General features: G+C 40.8%; 21 protein-coding genes. 15 read left to right on the top strand and 6 right to left on the bottom strand.

Annotated elements, in window-relative coordinates; genetic code table 11:
- The first annotated feature begins 29 nt into the window (after nucleotides 1-29).
- Genes AB1K80_RS06280 through AB1K80_RS06270 form a run of 3 tightly spaced genes read left to right on the top strand, consistent with a single transcriptional unit; the run spans nucleotide 30 to nucleotide 2,567 of the window.
- Nucleotides 30-1,649, top strand: coding sequence for a DHA2 family efflux MFS transporter permease subunit (locus AB1K80_RS06280; RefSeq protein WP_412855765.1), 1,620 nt, complete (start codon nucleotides 30-32; stop codon nucleotides 1,647-1,649).
- A 17-nt stretch (nucleotides 1,650-1,666) separates the two neighbouring features.
- Nucleotides 1,667-2,191: an NAD(P)H-dependent oxidoreductase gene (locus AB1K80_RS06275; protein WP_412855764.1), complete on the top strand. Its 525-nt coding sequence runs from the start codon at nucleotides 1,667-1,669 to the stop codon at nucleotides 2,189-2,191.
- Between the two features lie 16 nt (nucleotides 2,192-2,207).
- A complete protein-coding gene (locus AB1K80_RS06270) occupies nucleotides 2,208-2,567 on the top strand; it encodes a hypothetical protein (protein ID WP_412855789.1) in 360 nt (119 codons plus the stop codon).
- Nucleotides 2,568-2,661: 94 nt separating this feature from the next.
- Here the strand turns inward: AB1K80_RS06270 and cspB are convergent, their stop codons facing one another.
- From cspB to AB1K80_RS06255, 3 genes are all read right to left on the bottom strand, one after another.
- On the bottom strand, nucleotides 2,662-2,862 hold the full coding sequence (gene cspB, locus AB1K80_RS06265; RefSeq protein ID WP_008349061.1) for a cold shock-like protein CspB: 201 nt from the start codon (nucleotides 2,860-2,862) through the stop codon (nucleotides 2,662-2,664).
- Nucleotides 2,863-3,073: 211 nt separating this feature from the next.
- The gene (locus tag AB1K80_RS06260) at nucleotides 3,074-4,165 is read right to left on the bottom strand and encodes a diguanylate cyclase (RefSeq protein ID WP_412855763.1); all 1,092 of its coding nucleotides are present in this window, start codon (nucleotides 4,163-4,165) and stop codon (nucleotides 3,074-3,076) included.
- 237 nt (nucleotides 4,166-4,402) lie between these two features.
- On the bottom strand, nucleotides 4,403-4,801 hold the full coding sequence (locus tag AB1K80_RS06255) for a spore coat protein (RefSeq protein ID WP_412855762.1): 399 nt from the start codon (nucleotides 4,799-4,801) through the stop codon (nucleotides 4,403-4,405).
- A gap of 154 nt (nucleotides 4,802-4,955) precedes the next feature.
- Here AB1K80_RS06255 and AB1K80_RS06250 point away from each other — a divergent pair, with 154 nt between their 5' ends.
- On the top strand, nucleotides 4,956-5,462 hold the full coding sequence (locus AB1K80_RS06250) for a YhcN/YlaJ family sporulation lipoprotein (protein WP_412855761.1): 507 nt from the start codon (nucleotides 4,956-4,958) through the stop codon (nucleotides 5,460-5,462).
- Nucleotides 5,463-5,612: 150 nt separating this feature from the next.
- Complete coding sequence (locus AB1K80_RS06245) at nucleotides 5,613-6,488, top strand: hypothetical protein (protein WP_412855760.1); 876 nt, start codon at nucleotides 5,613-5,615, stop codon at nucleotides 6,486-6,488.
- A 29-nt stretch (nucleotides 6,489-6,517) separates the two neighbouring features.
- Here AB1K80_RS06245 and AB1K80_RS06240 read toward each other — a convergent pair whose 3' ends face one another.
- Nucleotides 6,518-7,162, bottom strand: a complete 645-nt coding sequence (locus tag AB1K80_RS06240) for a spore coat protein (RefSeq protein ID WP_412855759.1) — start codon at nucleotides 7,160-7,162, stop codon at nucleotides 6,518-6,520.
- A gap of 143 nt (nucleotides 7,163-7,305) precedes the next feature.
- Between AB1K80_RS06240 and AB1K80_RS06235 the strand changes: the two genes are divergently transcribed.
- From AB1K80_RS06235 to AB1K80_RS06225, 3 genes are all read left to right on the top strand, one after another.
- Complete coding sequence (locus tag AB1K80_RS06235) at nucleotides 7,306-10,692, top strand: CheR family methyltransferase (RefSeq protein ID WP_412855758.1); 3,387 nt, start codon at nucleotides 7,306-7,308, stop codon at nucleotides 10,690-10,692.
- Nucleotides 10,693-10,771: 79 nt separating this feature from the next.
- Nucleotides 10,772-13,678 carry a 5'-nucleotidase C-terminal domain-containing protein gene (locus tag AB1K80_RS06230; RefSeq protein WP_412855757.1) on the top strand — a complete coding sequence of 969 codons (2,907 nt, stop codon included), beginning with the start codon at nucleotides 10,772-10,774 and terminating at the stop codon, nucleotides 13,676-13,678.
- A 43-nt stretch (nucleotides 13,679-13,721) separates the two neighbouring features.
- Nucleotides 13,722-14,288: a class D sortase gene (locus AB1K80_RS06225; protein WP_412855756.1), complete on the top strand. Its 567-nt coding sequence runs from the start codon at nucleotides 13,722-13,724 to the stop codon at nucleotides 14,286-14,288.
- Between the two features lie 45 nt (nucleotides 14,289-14,333).
- Here the strand turns inward: AB1K80_RS06225 and AB1K80_RS06220 are convergent, their stop codons facing one another.
- Nucleotides 14,334-15,239, bottom strand: coding sequence for an RluA family pseudouridine synthase (locus tag AB1K80_RS06220; RefSeq protein ID WP_412855755.1), 906 nt, complete (start codon nucleotides 15,237-15,239; stop codon nucleotides 14,334-14,336).
- Between the two features lie 127 nt (nucleotides 15,240-15,366).
- On the opposite strand from AB1K80_RS06220, the gene AB1K80_RS06215 reads away from it, so the two are divergent.
- The 3 genes from AB1K80_RS06215 to AB1K80_RS06205 all read left to right on the top strand — a co-directional run bounded on the left by AB1K80_RS06215 (nucleotide 15,367) and on the right by AB1K80_RS06205 (nucleotide 18,216).
- Nucleotides 15,367-15,699 carry a DUF5365 family protein gene (locus AB1K80_RS06215; protein WP_412855788.1) on the top strand — a complete coding sequence of 111 codons (333 nt, stop codon included), beginning with the start codon at nucleotides 15,367-15,369 and terminating at the stop codon, nucleotides 15,697-15,699.
- A 298-nt stretch (nucleotides 15,700-15,997) separates the two neighbouring features.
- Complete coding sequence (locus tag AB1K80_RS06210; protein WP_412855754.1) at nucleotides 15,998-16,663, top strand: HAD family hydrolase; 666 nt, start codon at nucleotides 15,998-16,000, stop codon at nucleotides 16,661-16,663.
- A 14-nt stretch (nucleotides 16,664-16,677) separates the two neighbouring features.
- The gene (locus AB1K80_RS06205) at nucleotides 16,678-18,216 is read left to right on the top strand and encodes a GNAT family N-acetyltransferase (protein ID WP_412855753.1); all 1,539 of its coding nucleotides are present in this window, start codon (nucleotides 16,678-16,680) and stop codon (nucleotides 18,214-18,216) included.
- Between the two features lie 42 nt (nucleotides 18,217-18,258).
- On the opposite strand, the gene AB1K80_RS06200 is transcribed toward AB1K80_RS06205, so the two are convergent.
- The gene (locus tag AB1K80_RS06200) at nucleotides 18,259-18,675 is read right to left on the bottom strand and encodes a hypothetical protein (protein WP_412855752.1); all 417 of its coding nucleotides are present in this window, start codon (nucleotides 18,673-18,675) and stop codon (nucleotides 18,259-18,261) included.
- A 166-nt stretch (nucleotides 18,676-18,841) separates the two neighbouring features.
- Here AB1K80_RS06200 and AB1K80_RS06195 point away from each other — a divergent pair, with 166 nt between their 5' ends.
- The 4 genes from AB1K80_RS06195 (at nucleotide 18,842) to AB1K80_RS06180 (ending at nucleotide 23,452) form a co-directional block, all read left to right on the top strand.
- Complete coding sequence (locus tag AB1K80_RS06195; RefSeq protein ID WP_412855751.1) at nucleotides 18,842-19,261, top strand: VOC family protein; 420 nt, start codon at nucleotides 18,842-18,844, stop codon at nucleotides 19,259-19,261.
- An 82-nt stretch (nucleotides 19,262-19,343) separates the two neighbouring features.
- The gene (locus AB1K80_RS06190; protein WP_412855750.1) at nucleotides 19,344-20,261 is read left to right on the top strand and encodes an AEC family transporter; all 918 of its coding nucleotides are present in this window, start codon (nucleotides 19,344-19,346) and stop codon (nucleotides 20,259-20,261) included.
- Nucleotides 20,262-20,289: 28 nt separating this feature from the next.
- Nucleotides 20,290-21,873: a PucR family transcriptional regulator gene (locus AB1K80_RS06185; RefSeq protein WP_412855749.1), complete on the top strand. Its 1,584-nt coding sequence runs from the start codon at nucleotides 20,290-20,292 to the stop codon at nucleotides 21,871-21,873.
- 238 nt (nucleotides 21,874-22,111) lie between these two features.
- Nucleotides 22,112-23,452 carry an aspartate aminotransferase family protein gene (locus tag AB1K80_RS06180; protein ID WP_412855748.1) on the top strand — a complete coding sequence of 447 codons (1,341 nt, stop codon included), beginning with the start codon at nucleotides 22,112-22,114 and terminating at the stop codon, nucleotides 23,450-23,452.
- Nucleotides 23,453-23,461 lie beyond the last annotated feature (9 nt).

Below are 23,461 nucleotides of genomic sequence, written 5' to 3'. Positions count from 1 at the left end.
TACCACAAAATGAAAGGAGGTTGTCTCATATGGCACAGCAACCCGTAGCGACAAAACAGCGAACAGGCTCCTTGTCTTTACTCATCATTTTGATGGCCGGTTTGTTCGTAGCGATTTTAAACCAAACGCTCCTGAACGTAGCCATGCCTCATTTAATGACTGAATTCAATGTCAGTGCAACGACCATTCAATGGCTTACGACTGGATATATGCTTGTGAACGGCGTGCTCATTCCGTTATCTGCGTTTTTAATCACGCGGTTTGGCCAGCGTAGTTTATTCCTTGTGGCGATGATGTCTTTTACACTAGGCACATTCATTTGCGGGATTGCGCCTAACTTTTCAACGATGCTGATTGGCCGATTGATTCAGGCGGTCGGTGGCGGGATATTGCAGCCGCTTGTCATGACAACAATCCTTTTTATTTTCCCACCAGAAAACAGAGGGAAGGGAATGGGGATTTTTGGTCTAGCGATGATGTTTGCGCCTGCGGTAGGCCCAACGTTATCTGGTTATATTATTGAACATTATTCTTGGCGAATCATGTTCTATGGTCTTGTCCCAATCGGGGGCATTGTCATGATCGCGGCTTTCTTTTTGTTTAAGAATATGATAGAACCTAAAAAAATCAAGCTGGATAGTCTAGGTGCCATTCTTTCTGTCGTAGGGTTTGCTTCGCTTCTTTATGGTGTAAGTGAGGCAGGAAGTGATGGTTGGACGGATCCAATTGTTTTAATAACGATGATCTTAGGGGCCATTGCGATCATTCTTTTTATTTTCCAACAGCTAAAAGCGGATCATCCGATGCTGGATTTCAGGGTATTTAAATACAGCATTTTTTCTCTTTCAAGTGTCATTAATATCATCATTACTGTCGCCTTATACACGGGGATGTTCTTACTACCGATTTACTTGCAGAACCTCGTTGGATTTACTGCGCTGCAATCGGGACTGTTAATGCTGCCAGGAGCTCTTGCGATGCTCATTATGTCCCCGATTTCAGGGATCTTATTTGATAAATTTGGACCCCGCCCGCTTGCCATTGTGGGAATGGTGATTACCGTCGTCACGACTTACGAATTTACTCAGCTGACCATTGATACATCCTATCATCACATTGTGTTGATGTATGCAGTTCGTGCTTTTGGGATGTCATTGCTTATGATGCCAGTGATGACAGCAGGGATGAACCAATTACCGCAGCATTTAAACAGTCATGGGACCGCGATGTCCAATACATTACGACAAATTAGTGGGTCGATTGGAACGAGTTTAATCACGACGATTTATACGAATCGGACGACATTCCATTATGCGAATATGGCGGATCAAACGAATACAGCTGATCCGTTCTTTATGAATTCATTCCAGACGGCTGTGTCGAATGTGATGCATCATATGGGCATGACAGCAGAAGCGGCACAAAAATATGTAGCCACACAGCTTTATACGAAAGCACAGGTGGACGCAAATGTCATGGGGATCAATGATGCTTATTTGTGGGTGACGTTATTCTGTGTGTTAGGGGTCATTCTTAGCTTGTTCCTGAGAGACGTACGAAAGGATCAAAAACGAAAAAAACAACAACATCAGAAACCAGAAATGACGTTACTACCGGCACCGAAGGAAGCCAATCAAGAGGCAAAATAAATGTGGAGGGACCCAATATGAACATTTATGTCGTATACGATAGTGAAGGCGGCCATACAAAAGCACTTGCCGAAGCAATTGCAAAAGGCGCAGGTGAAACAGAGCAAGCTGAAGTGTTCATAGATCATGTGAAGGATGCGGATATTCGCAAGCTTGATCAAATGGATGCGATCATTTGGGGCTGTCCAGGTCATTTTGGTACAATCAGCTCTGGATTAAAGACATGGATTGACCGCCTTGGCTACTTATGGGCAGAGGGAACTCTTATTGATAAGGTTGGTGCGGTTTTCTGCACAACGGCTACGACACATGGCGGTTTAGAAATGACGATGCACCATTTGATGACGCCGATGTTTCATCAAGGCATGCTTGTGGTAGGTCTTCCTGGAAATGTTCCAGAGAATGCTTTGTACGGCTCTTATTATGGCGCAGGTGTGACGTGTCCAATTGATGCTGAAGAACTGTTGTCAGCTGAAGGGATTGAGCTAGGAAAGGCTTTAGGGAGACGTGTGGCATCTGTGACTGCGTCATTTAAGCGATAAGGAGTTGGTTCTTTTGGTGGCAATCATTGTCTCGTGTGTAGCTGCTGTTCTTGTGATCATAGGATTGGTATGGTTCAATATTCGGCATGCTACGGCTGAAAAGGAAGAAATCAAAGAAGAGTTGTCTGCTCCGCCTGACGCACCTCACACAGCGCCAGACATATTGGCAGGACGTGTAGAACATGATGAAGCTGAAAAGAAGTCACAGTCGGATGAGCCGATTGATCACACGCCTGACGATCAATTCTATAGACAGACGCTTCAAAAGTATCAACAGCGGGAGCCGCTTTTTTCACAAGATGAACCAGAGCAAAAAATGAATGATGACATGTATCGATCTGTTTTGCAAAAATTAAATAAAAAAGAGAACACTTGATAGGTTCTCTTTTTTTTGCATAAGAAAACCGCTGGCAGAAGCCAAGCGGTTTTCTTCACTCTATAAAGTGCTAAAAGAGCCAGAAGCTCTTAAATTACGCTTTGTTAACGTTAGCAGCTTGTGGTCCACGGTTACCTTCAACGATTTCGAAAGAAACTGATTGACCTTCTTCTAAAGTTTTGAAGCCTTCGCCTTGGATAGCAGAGAAGTGAACGAATACATCGTCTTGACCTTCTACTTCGATGAATCCGAAACCTTTTTCAGAGTTGAACCATTTTACTTTACCTTCTAACATGAAATTTCCTCCTAAAGCGATCTTAACGCTTAAATTCACTATTCTTGCTCTTACACACACTTCAAAGACGAAAACTCTTTCAAAACTTTCTTCTTAAAGATGATACGAACAAAAATAATTACCTTTACTTTACCAGTGTTTGCGCGAAAAAACAACTGTTATACGAAAACTTTTTTTAAAAAATTAAACGCTAACAAAATGAGGAAAATGCTTATGTCAATTGGTCTTTATTTCTTTCAAAAAAACTGACTTGATTTCGACCTAATTGCTTGGCTTTATAAAGCTCCTGATCCGCTACAATCGGTAATTGTTTGATGTCTGTAATGGTTCCTGGGTAATAAGCGCATCCAAGTGATACCGTAATTTGAATAGACGTCCCATTTTCTAAATAAATCGGCTGATCTGCTATCTTCTTCCGAAGCCTTTCAGCAATTTGCCATGTTTTTTCTACTGAACAATTAGGAAGAAGGACAGCAAATTCCTCTCCACCTATTCGTCCAATGTAATCAGAGCTTCTCGTATTTTTGATGAGCCTTGTTCCTATTTCTTTTAAAACAATATCGCCATCGTGATGTCCATATTGATCATTGATGGACTTAAAGTGATCAATGTCTAAATAAATCAGGGATATTTGTTGAAGAGGCTGTTTCCATCTCATGGAAAAGGCATCATTTAATACTTCATCAAATTTCCGTTTATTTAAAACACCTGTTAAAAAGTCATAATGAGCCTGAAATTTATATAAATTTAATAGCTGATATGCTTTTGTCTGATGTTCAATGACATAGAAGTTGAACAATCCAGCAATGTAAGAAAAGGCCCAATAGGCGATATGTAGTTCAAATGATATATCTTTCACCACGATACTAAGGAAAATAGATGCGATGATGTTACTGATCGTAATAGAAATTGTCATTTTCAAGATTTGATTGAAATGACGCTCAGCAATCAAAAAAGAAGACGTTGCGATGAGTAGCATGGACATAATATTGATGTAAGAAGCGAAATTCACTTCAAACAACAATCGACCAACGATGATGACAAAGGCTGCAACAAACGTTTGCACAATACCGCCAAAAAACGCCGTTAATATAAGGGGAATATGTCGTAAATCAATGATAGCTGGTCCAGCTTTAATAGAGAAAAACATTAAGACAACACCAAGTAATCCAGAAACGATTCCTTTATATAATTGACTGAGAAAGGTGTCTTCTTTTTTTAAGAAATTCTCTTTAAATACAACAATAAAGAAATAATTAAATGTCACAAGAATTGTTAAATTAATAAAAAGGTCTTTTAACAAAATAATATCACCATTTTAAAATTACTAGAAATTGTTGCAAAAAGAAAGGGGAAAAAGGAGAATTAATCAAAATTTTACTTATGAGAAGAATGAATCGATTGTAGAAAACGTTTACTAGATGATAAAAGTACTAGGAATGAGGATGAAACGTTTTTTATTTTAGGTGTCATAGGTCCATTGTATATGAAAATACAATATGTAGATGAAAGGAGCCTTTTAACAAGGCCCCTATTTGCTTTATTTGTGTTCGATGTCTTGGATGACTTGTTGGACGGATTCGTCATCCAGCACGTTCATCACATTCTCATCTATTTGAAGAGATTGTGCATAGGATTCTCTTGTTTGATGCGTGTTTGATGTGTCAGTATGTTGATTGGTGTGATGGGGCTCGCTTGGTGTAAACGCCTGTTTTAGCATTTGTCCCACTTCTGATGGTCCTTTCGCATATTGCTGCGAATGTGATGAATGTTGCTTCTCTTTGTGTTGTTGTTGGTTGCGACTGTTCATCATAGAAGACATATTCATTTTGGACATGCCCATTAGTCTTCTCCTTAACATCGGGGAGAATAGTGCAATAATGGCAGTCGAACCAGCGATTATTGCGCCCATACTCATGCCTTTTCTCTTCTTAAGCAAATTAATCCCTCCATTTGGTGATGATATGACTGATTTACTTTGTATAGGTTGACCAAACGAGACGAAATTATGAATTCATTTTATTGAAACAAATGAAGTGTGCATAAAAAGGCGATTAGATGAAAAACCTATGAACAAAAGGAGGGAATAATGAATGAATAAGAAATGGATGCTTTCTTTACTACTTGTACCGACATTGATGACTGCTGGGTGTGGGATGAACAACCAAGGTGAAGAGCGAAGAGGAACGATGAATCGCGAGTATGAAAATGTCACATATAAGAACAACGATATGAGGCAGGATCAGCCAAATGTTCAAACACCTCAGAAAATAAATGTATCTGATAAGGCTGCAGGGCTTGTAGCTGATATGTCTGAAGTGAGACATGCAAACGTGCTTGTCACAGGTAAAAATGCATTTGTTGCAGTGGTGCTTGAAGGCAACAAAAGCGGAGATGTGACAGACGACTTGAAAAAGAAAATTTCAGACAAAGTCAAATCAACTGACCAACAAATTGATAACGTATATGTGTCTGCTAACCCAGACTTTGTTGATCGCATTGCAGGATATGGAAAACGTATTCGAAGCGGGGAACCGATTTCAGGATTCTTCGATGAATTTACTGAAACTGTGAGACGTGTCTTCCCTGAATCAAAATAGCTACGACAAAAGCCGTATGTCATATGCGGCTTTTTTTGTTGTGACAGCACCTCACACATCTGACTGCATAAAGTAAAAAATATATCACCTCTTGTTCATCTATGATTTTTCATAGAAAGAGGTTGCAGGATGATTTCAGGTGGGGAGTAAATGAAAGCTAAACCGTCATTAATTCAAAAAAAGCTATTAGGCGGAATGATTGCGGCAGGTCTTATTTTTTATGCGTTCACCGCTTACTTGATTTATGGAGCGTTTCAGCTGACAGAACAATATTTAGAGCAGCAGGCTTCTCCGAAAACAGGGTTAACAGAGGGGCTTAATAAGCAAATCTATCAACACATTCGTATTTACTATGAACAGAGAGAAGAAGCTTTTGTGGATCTGACGATAGAGGCTCTACAGAAAGCAAAGAAAAGAACAGCTTCCGTGCTTCAGTTTGATGCAAATAAACCTTTAGACATTATTTATTTCGATGATAAAGAGACGATTGAACAGTTTGCAGGCATACAGCATATTACAGGCTTTTACTCTGATCGTGAACAGATGATTGGCTTATATCCAGACAAGCGGGCGGAATTGTTGCGGAAAGAGCCGCTGCCTTTCTACTTTTTTCAAACGTTATTCATTCATGAATATGCCCATTTTGTCTTCTATGAAAAGGTGCATGCATACGAGATCTCTCCTGTCATTTTCCCTCTTTGGTTCCATGAAGGAATAGCAGAATGGATGGCCTATGATGTGTTAAATGCCACATCTGAACGATTTGATGTCATTCCGTTTCAAGCACTTCATTCGGATCAAGACTGGCAGGAGTCACGCGTCATTTATGAAACAGATGTCTATGTGCAAAGTTATTATATGATCTATGAACTAGTACAACAAAACGGGCGAGACATCATTCATGAGATTGTGGAGGAAACGGCAAAAACCGGCGATTTCGCTCGAGGTTTTGAACAAGCAACAGGGAAGCTGCTCACAGATTTTGAAAGGCAGTTTACATCCACATACCAAAGAAAAAACGGCTAACCATCTTATCCGGTTGCCGTTTTTTTTGCTTAATGAAGTGGCTTTTGCTGATTGGCTTTACTTGGGGGCATTTGAACTTGTCCTTGCATTGGAACAAAGGCACTTGTCATTGCTTTCATATCTTGGGTAGAAAGCTGTGGAACTTGATAGTATCCATGCTTGTTTTGGTACAAGAAAATTTCATATGCCATCTCAATAAAGTTTGGAATTTGTGCTGATAGTACGCGTCTTACGACTGGATTTGTGACTTCTAAAGCTGACATTGAAAGGAGTCCAGCGTGTGATTTGACTAGGCTGAGCATATGACCCGTGATACCTAAATCTTTCACATCTTGTAATGATTGATTCGGTTTTTTCGGCTGAGATGGCTTTATGCCGTACACGACCTGTGTTTGTTCTTTCATCATATAGGTAGACGTTTCTTGATTAGGCTTTTGTCCAGTAGAAAAACAATCGGCAGTGACATTATATTGAGACAAAACGAATTGATATTGCCGATCTAAGATGTCGGATAATGCAGGATCTTGGATGAACTGCCTAAGTATCATATATTGATCCAAAATATTAATTGTGCCTGCTAGAACTTCGTGTAAATCAAATAATTCATGTCCGCCATGGTTGAGCTCAGGTTGCGGAGCATTTCCTTGAAATGTTGGTTGCTGCTCGTTTTGCATAGAGATTCCTCCTTGTATTGTTCAGTCTGTTTTAATGTGAGGATCATTCTTCTATTTCATACAAAAAACATTATTTACAATTAGAGGGTTTTCTTTCTTTTTGTCGAAAAAAATTATCAGACGAATGAACATGGGGGTACCAGATGCAGGACAAAATCATTAAACGTTCGATAAAAGACGAACATGTGCAAACACTAGTCATTGGGATCGGTGTTTCGCCATATGAACAGCATAGTCTTGAGGTGTTTTTTCAGTCGTTTCCGCATGAATTGAATGCCTCTTTTATTGTCGTGCAACATGGTGTGATAGGTGATGATAAAACGGATGTGGAAGCGATGGTTTTGCCGATTGGATACCGTGCAAAAACGATTCGACATGGAGAGAAAGTCATGAAAAACATGATCTATTTTTGTCCGCCGAATGCAATTGTCAGGTTGTCTGAAAATAACCGGTTGTATGTGTCAAAGCAACTTCCTGCTGGCAAGACATGCTCTGTCGATTCATTATTTGAATCACTTGCTACCAGATATAAAGAAGAGGCTTTCGCCATTCTTTTCCAAAAAGGTCATTGCATGGGGAGTGGCTTGCTGCAATTAATTGAGCATGGGGGAACGGCTCTGTCGTGTAGTGATGCAGAGAGCATTTTTGATCGATTGTATCATCAACATTTTACAAAACCTTCAGATCTTGCGGCATATATCGCCAATATCTTAAACGTCCCACATGTTGAATTAACGAATCCAGTTTTACTTCACATCATCGAACGACTTGAAATGTATAAAGGAATAGCTTTTTCTACTTATGATCGGCAAAGAATCTTGTCTGTGATTCAAAAACGAATGCGATGTGCCAAAAAACCGACTTCATTGTTATCGGAGTATGACCGTTTATTAGAAGTGGAGCCAGATGAGCTTGATCGATTACACGTCATGCTACTAAGTGGAACTACTGCGTTTTTTAGAGATATGGAAGCTTTTCGAGTATGTGAACGTGACGTGATTCCCTCAATCATTGACAATACGATCAAAAGCGGAAAGTCTCAATGCCGCGTGTGGGTTGCCGGATGTTCTACAGGCGAAGAGGCTTATTCCGTGACAATGTTGTTTTTAGAGGAAATGAAGCGTAAGCAAGTCTCAATCGAACTCCAAGTGTTTGCAACAGACATTCATCGAAAAGCCATTCAAATCGCAAGTAAAGGTGTGTATGAAAAAGAGAAAATGGCCAGGGTGCCAGAAAAATGGCGGGATCGGTATTTTGAAAAGAAAGGTGACGATTGGATTGTCAAACAGTTGCTTAGGAAACATATAGTCTTTGCCCCTCACAATTTATTAATCGATTCACCTTTTATTCACCTCGATTTTATCAGTTGCCGAAACGTTCTCATGTACTTTCAGCCAGACGTACAAAAACGAGTGTTATCCCGTTTTCAATATGCTTTAGAAGATCATGGGATGTTACTATTCGGGGCAAATGAAAACGTACCCAAAAATCCTCGGTTGTTTCGATTAATCGATCACAAGTGGAACATATTTACTCCCACACACAATCCCGCAAGCCAAGTAGATTTGGGGCAAAACAGACGTGATCTGGAGCTAAAGGAACGAGCCATTCAATATGTAAATGAAATGAGTAAGGGGTATGATGCATGCTTGGTGGTCAACGAGAAGAATGAAATATTGGCCATGTCTAAGGGTGCGTATTCCTTTCTAGCGCATGCAGAACCGTCAAAACATGTGTGTGAATATGTGACACCTGATTACATGAAAGAGATGTTGAATCAAACATGTCAAAAGGTATGGACAGATGAGACGGAGGTTGTGTTTCAACATATGCACATGATGGAAAAGGATAAGAAGCAATCGGCCAATTTTACAGTTAAGCGTTTTGACCGCCGTTTTAAGGGAGTATATGTCATTCTCATTAGAATGAATGGGAAAGAGAAACATCAAGAAAAAACATTCGTTCAAGACAAGTCAGATCAGCACTCGGTTTATCAACAACGAATTGTCGATTTAGAACAAGAACTCAATGAAATCAAACAAAAAGAACAAGAAGCGCGGGCTCAATTAAATGAAAAAAATGCACGAATAGAAGCCCATGAGAAAAACCATGAGCACTTTATTAATATCATAAACAACTTCAAAGTGACAAGAGAAGAACTGTACCGCCCCACTGTGAAACCTGAGCTTGCGACGTTATTTGTGGATCGGGACATGAATATACGCTATTTCACTCCTACAGCCGCCTCATTATTTACTTCAGCTCATATCCGGCACCAACAATCCTTTCAGTCGTTGGCTAAGAAGTTGTCACATGAGGCGCTGGATCAAGATATTCAATCCGTTATATCAGACAAGCGTATCATTGAACGAGAAATTGAAACGAATGAAGGAGAGCGATTCACTGTACAAATGACCCCGATTTTTGATCAAGATTATGAAGGTGCTTCCATGACGTGGATTAAGATGACTGAAATCTCGAAATTGAAGCAAGCACTTCATCTTGCAGTGACAGCACTTGATCATAGTCATATCCATATTGTGGTTTCAACCGAGGAAGGGATCATTCAATGTGTGAATCAACGGTTTTGTCAATTTGTCCAACAGCATGAAATGAATTTAATAGGCAGGGATATTTTTTCTGTCTACCATTCCTTGTGTCAGTGTGATGATTTAAAAAAGCAATGGGATGTTTGTTTGAAAGAAGGGATCTGGACAGGTGAAATGCACTTTCAGGATTTAACGGGAAGGGAACGGTGGGAGAGAGTCTCCTTGCACAGGATTGATGATCCTGACAAAATGCAATCAACCGTCATGCGTATTGCCGAAGATATTACGAATCAAAAACAGTCAGAGAAGATGCTGATGAAGTCTGGGATGCTCTCAGCGGTTGGTCAGCTTGCAGCTGGTATCGCCCACGAAATACGCAACCCGCTTACTGCGTTAAAAGGCTTTTTACAATTGATGATTCAGAATAAAAAATATCAAAAGGATTATGCAGATGTGATGATGTCTGAGTTCAATCGACTGGAATCTATTATTAATGAGTTCCTAGTGCTATCTAGAAGCAAATCGGTGAAATTTGAATCCGTCCAAGTGAACCTGATGCTCGAAGAAGTAATTATGGTCGTTGAATCACAAGCCGTATTAAAAGGGGTATCGATTCAGAAAAAACTGTCCCCATCGTTGCCACATATTCAAGGCATTCCTAATGAATTGAAACAAGTGTTTCTCAATATTCTTAAAAATGGCATTGAGGCAATGGATGGTGTGACAGGGGTCATCCAAGTGACGACCAAGCTGGAAAATAATCAAGTGGTACTCGTCTTTGAAGATCAAGGTAAAGGGATCCCAGAGGACGAAATTGGGAAACTGGGTGAACCTTTTTATACAACGAAAGAAAAAGGAACGGGCCTTGGACTCATGATGACCATTAAAATCATTGAGAACCATGGTGGGATGATTCGTTTTGAAAGCAAAAAATTTGAGGGGACAAGGGTCATGATTACGTTTCCTGTGAATGAAGCTTGATGAGGATTTACATGAACCCCATTCAGAATCAACATTTCCCTTGTACAATATGACCAAAAAGGTCAAAGGAGAGAAATCAATGAAACAAATTCAATCAATGCGACTCATGGTTTGTTTGATTTTGGTGATATTCAGTCTACAGTCCTTGCTGCCTAGTATGGCGACAGCAAACCCTATCAATGAGGTTCAAAAGAACGGAACTACCGGGAAACATGCGAAACCAATCAAAATAAAACAAGCGCGCAAGCTCATAGAAAAAACAGTCACGGTGAGCGGGATTGTGACAGCGGATCAACAGGCGATAGGAAATGGAAAACTATCGACCTACATCCAAGACAAAACAGGTGGCATCAATATTTATTCAGCCGAACCTAAAAAATTTCCAGAACTTAAAGCAGGAATGAAGGTAACAGTCACCGGAAAAGTCGCCTCATATAAAGGACTTATTGAAATTGTCCCAGATCAAAACCGCCTCAAGATCGAGGCAGTGTCTCAACCATTACCAGCACCAAAACGTGTGTCTGTGAAAAAATTAGAATCGGGTCAGGCAGGTAAATTTGAAGGGAGACTTGTTAAGGTCAAAGGCTATATCGAATCAAAGCCAGCGCAACCGGCAGGCGGTGGATACAATGTCGTGATGATTGACAAGAAATACCGGAGTACCGTCGTTAGAGTGATGGTGGATACAGATGTCATTGATCAAGTGAAAGTAGGGAAATGGTATGAGGTTACAGGGGTTTTAAGTAGGTACGATACGCTTCAAGTGCTACCTAGACATCAGAACGACTTAAAACTGCTGAAGCATCAGCCAAAGCCACCGAAAATCAAAAAGGAATATCAAGCAACCGTTGATCGTGTTGTGGATGGAGATACCATTCATTTAAAGAAACCTGTGTTAGGTACGACAAAGGTACGCTTTGTTCATATGGACACACCAGAAACCTATCACAAGCCCAAAAATGAATTAGATCAAAACCAACTGCGCTTTGGACAAAAAGCAACCAACTATTTAAAAACGCTACTTTCAAGTGGTGATCGAATCACATTAACCGTTGGTGCTGAAGTGAAAGATAGCTATGGTCGTCTTCTGGCACAAGTGAAAACGAAAAAAGGGGTAAACACGAATCTAGAGCTTGTGAAAAAAGGGTATGCCCCGACATATTTCATATGGCCAGTTGGAAATGAAAAAGACTACTATACCTTCCAACAAGCTGTAAAAGAAGCAAAGGAGAAAAGGCTAGGCATCTGGAATCCAACAGATCCCCTGCTTGAACAACCATTTGAATTTAGAGCACGTGAACAGCAAAAAGGATTGACACGGTATGTTGGTGATTCAACGACAAAAACCTACGTATCTCCTGACAAGTGGAAAGAGATAGCGGTCGAAAAACGTGTCTTTTTTGCATCTAAGGAAGAAGCGAAGCAGGCTGGATATACACCTGCAAACGTATCAAATGAAGTGCCATTAACGATTTTAAGCTTGAATGATTTACATGGAAAAATTGATCAACAATACGAAATGGACATAAACGGTGATGGGAATAAAGAAATGGTTGGACGGATGGATTATGTTGCGGCCTATATGAAGCAAAAACAAGCGGCAAACAAACATACGATTACGGTCCATGCAGGGGATATGATTGGGGGAAGCTCTCCTGTATCTTCTCTACTACAAGATGAACCGACTGTCGAGTTAATGGAGAACATTGGTTTTGATGTGGGGACAGTAGGTAACCATGAATTTGATGAAGGTGTGGACGAGCTATTGCGTATACTCAAAGGCGGAGACCATCCGAAAGGGACGAAAGGCTATGATGGTCAAAACTTTCCGCTTGTGTGTGCGAACTGTGAATACAAGGACACTGGTAAACCACTATTACCTGCTTATGAAATCATGGATGTGGAAGGAATTCCAGTCGCATTTATTGGCGTTGTGACTAGATCCGCCGCAGGAATGGTCATGCCAGAAGGCATCAAAGACATTCAATTTACAGATGAAGTGAAAGCAGTCAACAAAGCAACGAAAGAATTAAAACAAAAAGGGGTCAAAGCCATTGCAGTTCTTGCTCATATGACAGCTTCGCAAAATGGTGAACTCATTACTGGAGAAAGTGCGAAGCTCGCCAAAGAAGGAGATGACGAGATCGATGTCATTTTTGCTGGGCATAATCACGAAGTGGTGAATGGAGAGCTCAACGGAAAATTAATTGTACAAGCATTCGAATACGGAAAAGCAATTGGTGAAGTGAATGTCATCCTTGACCGAAAAACGAAGGATATCGTAAAAAAGAATGCAACGATCCAATATGTAGACCAATCTCACATCGAAAAAGACAAAGAAGCAGCAGATATATTGGCTCACTATGGTAAAGAAGTCGAGCCGATTATTAGCGAAATTGTTGGAGAAGCGGGTGTGAAGATGGAAGGAGGTTATTCCAATGATGGAGATACTCCACTTGGGAACCTCATTGCTGATGGGATGAGATATTCAATGAAAAGTGACTTTGCCATGATGAATGGTGGTGGCATTAGGCAAAATCTCGAAAAAGGACCGATTGCTTGGGGAGATCTCTTTAATATTCAACCATTTGGCAATGTGTTAGTGAAGTTGGAGATAAAAGGACAAGATTTAACTGAAATCATCGAAGCCCAGATTTCTCCTCAGTTTGGACCAGATTATAGTATTTCAGGCTTTTCTTATACCTATGACCCGTTCACATATCAGGTAGTTGATTTGACACTGCCAGATGGTTCGCCAGTTGTACCTGACCAAACCTATACACTCACGGTCAACAACTTCATGGCAACAGCTACTGGAAGTAAATACGCACCGATTGGCCGATTAGGGAAACATCCTGTAACTGGTCCAGAAGATTTAGAGGCAACCGTTGATTTTGTTAAAAGCTTTCAAGGTTCATCTATTGTGTATCAAAAAGAAGGAAGAATTCAACAAACAAAACAAGTCGTGAAAAAAGAAGCTAGTTAAAGTGTGGTATTGTAAGAAGATCGCTTAATGAAGGAGTATCAGCATGAAAAAATGGCTTGCACTGTTCGTGATGATATCAGGCGTTGTGTTGGTCGGATGGGGAATATGGCAAATCGCCTCGACGCACTTTCAAACAGCCCAATCACTTGAAGACGCTAGAAAAGTGGTAGCGGTCAAACAAGGGATGTCAAAGCGGCAGTTTGCCCCTAAAATGGGTGAAGCCTCTGGCATCCTCACCATTCCGAGATTAAAAGCAGACCTTCCTATTGTCGAAGGCACGGATGCAGATGACCTGGCAAAAGGTGTCGGACATTACAAAGGGAGTTATTATCCTGATCAACATGGACAAATCGTTTTGTCCGGCCACCGGGATACCGTGTTTCGACGGACAGGCGAGCTTGAGATTGGAGATCAACTTCATATCACAGTCCCTTATGGTGAATTTAGATATGAAATCACTCATACAAAAATTGTTGATCAACATGATACATCCATTATTACCTTACAGAATGAAAAAGAAGAGCTGGTGTTAACCACATGCTACCCATTTCATTTTGTTGGTCATGCACCAGAGCGTTACATTATTTATGCAAAAAGAACATCAGCTTGATGAAAAAAAAGAGCCTGCGGTGATGACCAGCAGACTCTTTTTCATTTAAGACGTGATGTGGTGTAATAGTTCTGCCATATCAGATGGTAGCGGTGCCTCTATGCTCATGTGCTCATCTGTAAATGGGTGTTTCATTTCTACTTTTTTAGCATGAAGGGCACATCTATCCATGACCCCACTTCCACCGTATAACGAATCACCGGCTAATGGGTGTCCGATGCTGCTAAGGTGTACACGAATTTGATGAGTTCTCCCTGTATCTAATTGAAGCTCGACGGCTGTCATATCAAGGCGTTTGTTCACACCTGTTACTTGAAAATGTGTAATGGCGTGTTGACCAGTAGGCGAGAGTCTACGACGAACAGCATGGTGTTTGTCACGTCCAATTGCCGCATTGATGGTTCCTTTCTTTTTTTTGAACAATCCCTCTGCCACCGCAATGTATGTTCTTTTGATCCATTTCTTAGCAAGCATCTGATCAAGAATAGCATGAGCTAATCGATGTTTTGCAAAAATGACTGTCCCACTTGTGTCTTGATCAAGTCTGTGGATATGTCTCACACGTTTTTCTTCGCCATTTGCTTGGAAATGAAACGCCACAAGGTTTGCTAATGTGCCAATCTGTCCTTTTTCATTCGGATGAGTCGGACGTCCAGCGGGTTTTTGCACAATCAATAAGTGTTCGTCTTCAAACAATACCTCTAGATCCCCATATTCTGGCGTAACATCACTTTCTTCTGTTTCAAATAAATCAATGACGATATGATCTCCAAGACTAACTTTTGCGCCGTGTTGTGCGGATTTTTGATTGATCCGTACTTTTCGGTGTTCCATCCAATAATGGATGATGGGTTTAGAAGCAAATGCCTCTTCTTTTAAAAATTGATGTAATGGTGTGTTGTGATGCTGTTCACTGACTTTTAGTGAAAGCATGTGTCCATTGATGATCATGATATTCGGTCCTTTCCTCTGACGGCATCGATTTTATATAGGAATTACTTACCTTAGCGAATGTCTTTTCTTCTGTGCTATTCTGAATGAAGAATAACGACAGAGAGGTAGATGTAACGTGAGGTTAATGAAAGCTGCGACTGATCTTCAACAACAAGCGATTGAAGAGATTTCTAAGGAGTTTGACGGTCTTTTATCCACATATGAACAGTCGACGGATGATCTGCAGCAACGTCCTTTCACATTGGTTGATGGTGTATATAACGGTACAATGGATGATGCCTTTCGTATTTTAACGGGCCTACAGCTTGTACATACGATTATTTTAAAGCCTAAACGTCAAGTGACCAAACAAGATCGTGCGTTATTTGAGCGAAACCGGGAACAGGTGAATGCGTGCGGATATTACTTCCCTTTTGATTTAGATGATTTTCAGAACCGTCACCTTCAAAATGCGTAAAAGTTGGTGTGACTTTCCTTGTTAACATGCACAGCGGTCGCACATACTATTTGTAAGGGAACGGAGAAACCTTTCGCGCTGTAATACCAAACCCGCTCTTTTTCACACCGTATTTTCTCCAGAATCGGAGCGCTTGGATCTCTTACAGAATGATAAAAAATGGTAGGAGCCTGACAATGTCGTTGCAGGCTCCTTTTCTACATAATCATTTTAGCAGACATTCTTCTTTGAAAGTGAATTTTATTCACGTTATGATAGGATCATGCATTAGACTTGTATAAAAAAAGGAGTGGCCTCGTTGGTAAAGGCAATTATATTTGATTTTGACGGATTAATTTTAGATACAGAAACACATGAATATGAGGTTTTACAAGAGATGTTTGCGGAGCATGAATCAGAGTTGCCTCTTTCAGTATGGGGGAATGTCATTGGGACGCAAGCCGGTTTTAAGCCGTTTCAATATTTAGAAGAGCAGATTGGGAAAGCTTTGGATCATGAAGCACTCACTATGGATCGGCGTTCCCGTTTTCAAAAAAGAATCATGAATGAATCAGCAAGACCAGGGGTAGAAGCTTATTTGGAAGCGGCAAAGGAGCTTGGATTGAAAATAGGTCTTGCATCTAGTTCTGATTATAAATGGGTATCTGATCACCTGAAGCAGATTGGTCTTTTTGATTATTTTGAATGCATTCGTACGTCTGATGATGTAGAGGAAGTAAAGCCGAATCCAGAGCTTTATCTTCAAGCTGCAAGCTGCTTAGGTGTTAAGCCGGAAGATTGCGTGGCTTTTGAGGATTCTGTGAATGGATTAGTGGCGGCAAAACGAGCAGGTATGAAATGTGTCATCGTTCCAAACAAGGTGACGAGCACACTTCAGTTTGAAGAATATGATTACAGATTAGAATCCATGGCTGAAATCGAATTGCTCCAATTATTTCATCAGCTTGAAAAAGAGGATCAATAGGGGGCAAGAAAAGAATGGCGGAGAAACTAGATTTAACTCGATTTGAAAAAAGAATGATCATCCGCAATATACGAGAGGAAGACATTGACCGAATCATTGCCTTGCAAGAGGTATGTTTTCCAGGCATGGAACCGTGGAAGCGAGAGCACTTAGAAAGTCATCTCGAGCACTTTCCAGAGGGACAATTCTGTGCGGAATTCGAGGGGGAAATCATAGGCTCTTGTTCCAGCTTATTAATCAATTTTGATGAGTACGATGATCGCCATACTTGGCAGGACATTACAGACGACGGGTACATCACCAATCATAATCCAGATGGAATGAATATGTACGGCATTGAAGTGATGGTGAGTCCAGAATACCGACGTATGAAAATAGGACATCGATTGTATGAAGCCCGAAAGGATTTAGCGAGAAGGTTAAATTTAAAAAGCATTATCATTGGTGGACGAATCCCCAATTATCATAAATATCAAGATGAAATGACCCCTCGTCAATATGTCGAGCAGGTGATGATCCATCAAATTTATGATCCTGTTTTATCATTTCAGTTACTAAATGAATTTAGTCTTATGCGGATTAATCCGAATTATCTACCAGACGATAAAGCATCAAGCACGTATGCCACATTAATGGAATGGAATAACGTTGATTATCGCCCACAGTCAAAGAGGTATTATAAATCGGCGTTTCCTGTACGAATCTGTGTCATTCAATATGCGATGAAACAAATTCATTCCTTTGAGGAATTTATGAATCAAGTGGAGTATTATGTGGATGTCGCTTCAGATGCATCTGCGGACTTTGCGGTTTTCCCAGAAATCTTTACGACACAGCTCATGTCATATCTTGAAGAAAGATCGCCTAGTCTTGCCGTTCAGAGAATCACTGAATACACCGAGGACTATATTAATTTGTTTACAGATCTATCTGTGAAGTACAACATTAACATCATTGGCGGTTCCCACTTCGTAGAAGAAGAAGGGAAAATTTATAATATTGCTTATTTGTTTAGACGAGATGGAACGATTGAAAAACAATATAAACTTCATATTACACCGAATGAAAGAAAATGGTGGGGAATTTCTAGCGGTGATCAAGTGCGAGTGTTTGATACAGATTGTGGAAAGATCGCCATTCAAATCTGCTACGATATAGAGTTTCCTGAGCTTGCGCGAATCGCAGCTGACAAAGGAGCAAAGATCATTTTCACACCATTTTGTACGGAAGACCGACAAGGATATTTAAGAGTGCGTTACTGTGCCCAGGCAAGAGCAGTTGAAAATCAAATTTATACAGTGATTTCTGGGACAGTTGGGAACCTACCTCAAACCGAAAATATGGATGTTCAGTATGCACAATCTGCCATCTTTGCGCCATCAGACTTTGAATTTGCAAGAGATGGTATTGTAGGCGAGTGTAATCCGAATATTGAAATGGTTGTAGTAGGTGATGTCGACTTAGAAATTTTAAGAAGACAGCGACAAGACGGTACGGTCCGTCAGCTAAAAGACCGAAGACGAGACGTGTATCATATTGAATATAAGAAATAAAAAAAGAAGCGCCTGTCTCTCATGAGGGCGCTTCTTTTTTGATTACATCTTTTTAAGCGAAGATGTGGCCACGTGTGCCACGGCTTTGGCTGCCAAAAATGGAACACCTGATTGAACAAGAGATTGGTAAATCGTTGTATCCACTTGATCCCAGGTGAGTGATGGTTCTTCTAACAGCTTGGCTAAATCAGGACTGACGTATTCATTTAAAAACTGTTCCAATAATGCACGTTTTTCTTGCCCTGCAAGCAGTTCTATATGCTGAAGCCACTTTTCCTGTTTGATCAATGATTGTCCAATGTTTCGTTTGATCGTATCTGTCTCAGATGGAAGCTGAAAGTCACCTTTTGTTGTGATCTGTTCATGCTGGATCGGCGCTGCCTGTGCTGCTTGGGTGAAGGGTGATACGGAGAAAATAACTGCTGTGGAGAGAACCAATGTTTTTGCAATTGTTTTCAAAATGAAAACCTCCTAGTGTTTGTGGTAGCATGTTTCACGTTTCATCATACGACGGTGTAAAAATAAGGTAAATGAGGCGTAACGCTTATTTTTTTATGTGACAAAGGGATGCTGTTGGAATTGACGAATATATTGTAGGAGATCATGTGTTAAAAAGGAGAGAATCATGAGAGGGAAACCGAAACATCTGTATATCAATTTGCCGGTTCAGCATGTCAATGAGTCTACCGCTTTTTTTAAACAGTTAGGCTTTCACTTCCATGAACAGTTTTCCAATGATCAGGCTGCTTGTTTGGGCATTCACGACACGATGACAGTCATGTTGTTATCACTCAAGCATTTTAAGTCCATTTCAGACAAACAACTAGTGGATACAAAACTTGGATCAGAGGTCATTATTTCGTTGCAGGTGGATACGAGGGAAGAGGTAGATGAGCTCGTAGAGAAGGCGCTTGCGGCTGGTGGCTCACCGTTTAAGGAAAAGCAAGATCATGGTTTCATGTATGGATGGAGCTTTCAAGATCTTGATGGGCATTTGTGGGAAGTCTTTTACATGGATGCAGAGAGAAGAAGCGACCTGATCTAGGGTGCTTCTTTTTTATTGTTTATCAGTGGTATGATAAGGAGGAAATGAAAAGACTGAACTTCTAGAGAAAAGTAGGTGCAACATGGAGTTTTTTCTTGTCTTAATGCCGGTATTCGGGATTTTCTTGATCGGGTATATCGGGCAAAAGGTCATTGGCTTTGACATACATACGCTCTCATCCTTGTCTTTATATTTGATGTCACCATTCCTGGCTTTCGATACTTTTTATCAAAATAAAGTCACGATGGATTATGTATACTTATCCATCTTTGTGATTGGGCTCTGTCTTTCACTTGTTTTATGTGTCTATATTTTATCTCGTATGTATGGTTATTCGAATGAAACTTACTGTGCCATGGTTCTGTCGTCAGCATTTATGAACAATGGAAATTACGGCACGCCAGTCGTCCTCCTTGTTTTTGGAGCCGCAGGTTTAGACATTGCGATCGTGCTGATGGTTTTGCAGCAGCTTGTCATGAGTACAATCGGCATGTATTATGCAGCAAAAGGCGGAGAGGATGCCAGTAGTAAAAGGGTTGTGTTCAAAAAAGTACTGCGAATGCCAGTCGCATATGGTGCAATCATCGGTCTACTATTTCAGTTAATGGATATTTCATTACCTAAAGAGCTGATGACAGGTGTTCAGCTTGTAGGAGATGCAGCGATCCCGACGATTATGTTGATTTTGGGCATGCAGCTTGCGGTGATTTCATTTAAGCAAGTGGATTATCGACATATCTCCTATGCCGTGTTGTTAAAGCTATTCATCTCTCCACTGATCGCACTTTGTTTCACACTCATTTTACCGGTTGATGATGTAGTCAAACAAATTATGATTCTAGTAGCCGCCATGCCAACAGCAGCGAATACAACGCTCATGGCAGTGCAATTTCGGACGAAGCCAGATTTTGTTTCAAGTACCACGTTTCTCAGTACAATATTAAGTATCGTCACTTTACCTGTTTTATTATGGATTTTGTCCATGTACCCTCTGGGATAGGGGAAGCGAAACAAAGGGGGACAGCTCAATGAATGTAGATGTTCAGTTTCAAGTAAGTGATGTGTTAAACATGAAGTATTTTACGCATGCGACATTATTAGCTGGGGAAAAGGGGCTTTCTCGACAAGTGCAATGGGTTCATGTCCTAGAAGTGCCTATTGTAGAGGATCTGTTAAATGGTGGCGAGCTTATTTTAACAACGGCCGCCGCTTTTCATGATCAATTGGATGTATTTCAATCGTTTTTAAAACAACTCATAGACTCTGGAGCAGCAGGTTTGTGTATTGAATTTGTCCCGCTACGCTTTCATGTGCCGGACGAGCTCATTGCATATGCTGAAAAAAAGGATTTTCCACTGATCCTTTTTACGAAAGAAGTAAAGTTTGTGGACATTACACAGCATATTCATACGCTTTTAATTGAGCGCCAGTATCAAATGATGTCCGATTTGGAAGCGCTATCGTCTAAGCTGAATGAACTTTTACTTACACCTCATCCACAAATGGACATTCTGAATCAAGTCTATCAGCATATAAGAGGCATTCTGATTTTAAGACCTGTGCAAGGCGAGCCGATTATCTTATGTGATTCATCCACTCAATCAGAAGAACTTGTGAATACATATTTGCAACATGGATCACTACCAGATGGTTTTCAAATGTATCAAAAGCCTGTTCTCGCACTCAAGCAAACATTTGCAGAACTTGTGCTGATTTATCCTTTAAGTCCGCTGTCGGAATTCGAAATGCTTGTCATGGATAAAGGAGCAAATGCGCTTGCCCAGCAAACGCTGAGAGAGCTTTACACAGAAGAGTTAAAAAAGACAAAAGAAAACGAATGGTTGCAAAAGTGGTTCCATGAGGAGCATACCGAACGGGATATCATAGAGCATTTAGTAGAAACAGAAGGATTGAAAAAACTGACTGGCTGTGTCGTGCTACTTTTTCATAAGAGTCATCATGAAGAAATCGCCGGAAATCTGTATTTTCTTGTTTCTTGTCGCTCCGTCTTCCAACGTGCCGGCTTCCAGATGATCTCTTATGAACACGAAGGACAGCTGTCTTTTATTCTATTGAATACGAGAAAGGCAGAGGATTGGAAAGCACGTGCAGCGAAAGCAGTGAATGACATTGAGAAGCATCAAGGGACACTCATGAACTTTGGAATCGGTCAATACTGTGACCAATTTCAAGAAATGAGAAAGAGCTATCAGTCAGCAAAAGAAGTACTCGATTTAAAGAAAGTGATGTCGCACCGAGTGAAAAGTCCTTTTTATCAAGATTTGCATATGCTTCGTTTAATGCCTGTCATGAAAGAGAGCGGTCTACTCGAATGTATGGTGAAGGAGTATTTAGAGCCCGTTATCTTATATGATCAGCAAAATAGCGGCATGTTATATCAAACGTTGAACATCTTTTTACAAACAAATGGATCAAAAAAAGAAACAGCAAGTCAGCTTTATATTGTGAGACAAACGCTTTATCACAGGCTGGACAAGCTGCACGCTTTGCTTGGCAAAGATATGATGCAAGCACCAAAACGGCAAGCCATTGAATTTGCGATTCTCGCATATGAATTCCTAAAAGGAAATCGCCGGGAATTTGATTTATAACCATCTTGTCGTGACATTCCGTAAAAGTGTCTGATGGTTCTTTTCCAACAATTAACGAACTGTCTAATGGCAACTACCCGCCCTTTTTTTATAATAAAAGGAACAGTGAGTCAGTCATCTATGATTGAGAAGTCTTGTTTCATATGCCTCCCTGATCATCCATATATTGAATGGAGAGGCGATGAGATGGACCGTCTAAGTTTGTATGATTGAAAACGGATACATGGGGGCGAGGGAAATGAAATTACAAGGTCAGGCTCAAAACCTTCAGGAAAAGGACGATCAGTTGATCTGGCATCACATGAAAGGGACGAACAAACAGAATGAGAGCATGGTGATTCATGAAGCAGACGGCGCATGGGTGACAGACATTCATGGACACCGCTATTTAGATGGAATGTCAGGTCTTTGGTGTGTCAATGTTGGCTATGGCCGTGAGGAACTGGCTGAGGCAGCGTACAAGCAATTAAAGACAATGCCTTATTATCCACTCACACAAAGTCATGTACCAGCCATTCAGCTTGCTGAGAAATTAAATGAATGGCTAGACGGTGACTATGTCATCTTTTTTTCCAACAGTGGCTCGGAAGCGAATGAAACAGCATTTAAGATAGCCAAACAATATCATGCACAAAAAGGCGAGAGTACTCGGACAAAGTTTATTTCCCGCTATCGTTCGTATCATGGAAATACAGCAGCGGCACTGGCAGCGACAGGCCAAGCGCAGCGGAAATTTAAATATGAACCATTAGGACAGGGGTTCATTCATGTCGCACCGCCTGATATGTATCGACATCCAGAGGATCAAGACCAATTGGCAAGCGCAGCGGCAATTGATCAAGCGATGACATGGGAACTAAGCGAAACAATTGCTGGCGTTATTATGGAACCGATGATTACAGGTGGCGGAATCTTGATGCCGCCAAAAGGATATTTGAAAAAAGTAAAAGATATTTGTGAAGCACATGGCGCTTTGCTTATTGTGGATGAAGTGATATGCGGTTTTGGCCGGACAGGAAAGCGATTTGGATTTATGCATGAGGAAGTAAAACCAGACATTATTACGATGGCAAAAGGGATCACAAGTGGTTACTTACCGCTTTCAGCCACCTGTGTCAAACGTGACATATTTGAAGCGTATGCTGGCGGAGACACATATGATCGGCTCCGTCATGTGAATACATTTGGAGGGCATCCAGCTTCATGTGCTGTAGCCCTTGCTAATATTGATATAATGGAAAAGGAGCAATTGGTCGAGCGATCGCACACGCTTGGTCAAGATATGCTAGAACAATTACAGTCTTTAAAAGAGCATCCATTCGTCGGAGATGTAAGAGGAAAAGGACTCCTATTTGGGATCGAGCTTGTGCAGGATCAGCAGTCGAAAAAACCTGTGCATCCGAGTGTTGTCAGCCAATTGGTGGAAGAATGTAAAAAGCGCGGTTTAATCATTGGGAAAAATGGTGATACAGTCGCTGGCTATAACAATGTCGCACAGCTTGCACCACCGCTTAGCATCACAGATGAAGATGCAGAAATGATCATCCGCACTTTAAAAGAAAGCATCGCCCAATTATAGCAGAGAAAA

The organism is Bacillus sp. 179-C3.3 HS (assembly GCF_047229225.1).
Classification (GTDB): Bacteria; Bacillota; Bacilli; order Bacillales; family Bacillaceae; genus Bacillus.
The sequence above is the reverse complement of the archived record's forward strand: the minus strand, read 5'-3'. Positions and strand labels throughout refer to the sequence as shown.

Coding starts and splice junctions, on each gene's coding strand:
- AB1K80_RS06245 (WP_412855760.1), top strand. CDS start 5,613: ATGAAAGCTAAACCGTCATTAATTCAAAAAAAGCTATTAGGCGGAATG.
- AB1K80_RS06275 (WP_412855764.1), top strand. CDS start 1,667: ATGAACATTTATGTCGTATACGATAGTGAAGGCGGCCATACAAAAGCA.
- AB1K80_RS06195 (WP_412855751.1), top strand. CDS start 18,842: ATGAGAGGGAAACCGAAACATCTGTATATCAATTTGCCGGTTCAGCAT.
- AB1K80_RS06250 (WP_412855761.1), top strand. CDS start 4,956: ATGAATAAGAAATGGATGCTTTCTTTACTACTTGTACCGACATTGATG.
- AB1K80_RS06235 (WP_412855758.1), top strand. CDS start 7,306: ATGCAGGACAAAATCATTAAACGTTCGATAAAAGACGAACATGTGCAA.
- AB1K80_RS06225 (WP_412855756.1), top strand. CDS start 13,722: ATGAAAAAATGGCTTGCACTGTTCGTGATGATATCAGGCGTTGTGTTG.
- AB1K80_RS06205 (WP_412855753.1), top strand. CDS start 16,678: ATGGCGGAGAAACTAGATTTAACTCGATTTGAAAAAAGAATGATCATC.
- AB1K80_RS06185 (WP_412855749.1), top strand. CDS start 20,290: ATGAATGTAGATGTTCAGTTTCAAGTAAGTGATGTGTTAAACATGAAG.
- AB1K80_RS06180 (WP_412855748.1), top strand. CDS start 22,112: ATGAAATTACAAGGTCAGGCTCAAAACCTTCAGGAAAAGGACGATCAG.
- AB1K80_RS06220 (WP_412855755.1), bottom strand. CDS start 15,239: ATGATCATCAATGGACACATGCTTTCACTAAAAGTCAGTGAACAGCAT.
- AB1K80_RS06230 (WP_412855757.1), top strand. CDS start 10,772: ATGAAACAAATTCAATCAATGCGACTCATGGTTTGTTTGATTTTGGTG.
- cspB (WP_008349061.1), bottom strand. CDS start 2,862: ATGTTAGAAGGTAAAGTAAAATGGTTCAACTCTGAAAAAGGTTTCGGA.
- AB1K80_RS06215 (WP_412855788.1), top strand. CDS start 15,367: ATGAAAGCTGCGACTGATCTTCAACAACAAGCGATTGAAGAGATTTCT.
- AB1K80_RS06240 (WP_412855759.1), bottom strand. CDS start 7,162: ATGCAAAACGAGCAGCAACCAACATTTCAAGGAAATGCTCCGCAACCT.
- AB1K80_RS06280 (WP_412855765.1), top strand. CDS start 30: ATGGCACAGCAACCCGTAGCGACAAAACAGCGAACAGGCTCCTTGTCT.
- AB1K80_RS06190 (WP_412855750.1), top strand. CDS start 19,344: ATGGAGTTTTTTCTTGTCTTAATGCCGGTATTCGGGATTTTCTTGATC.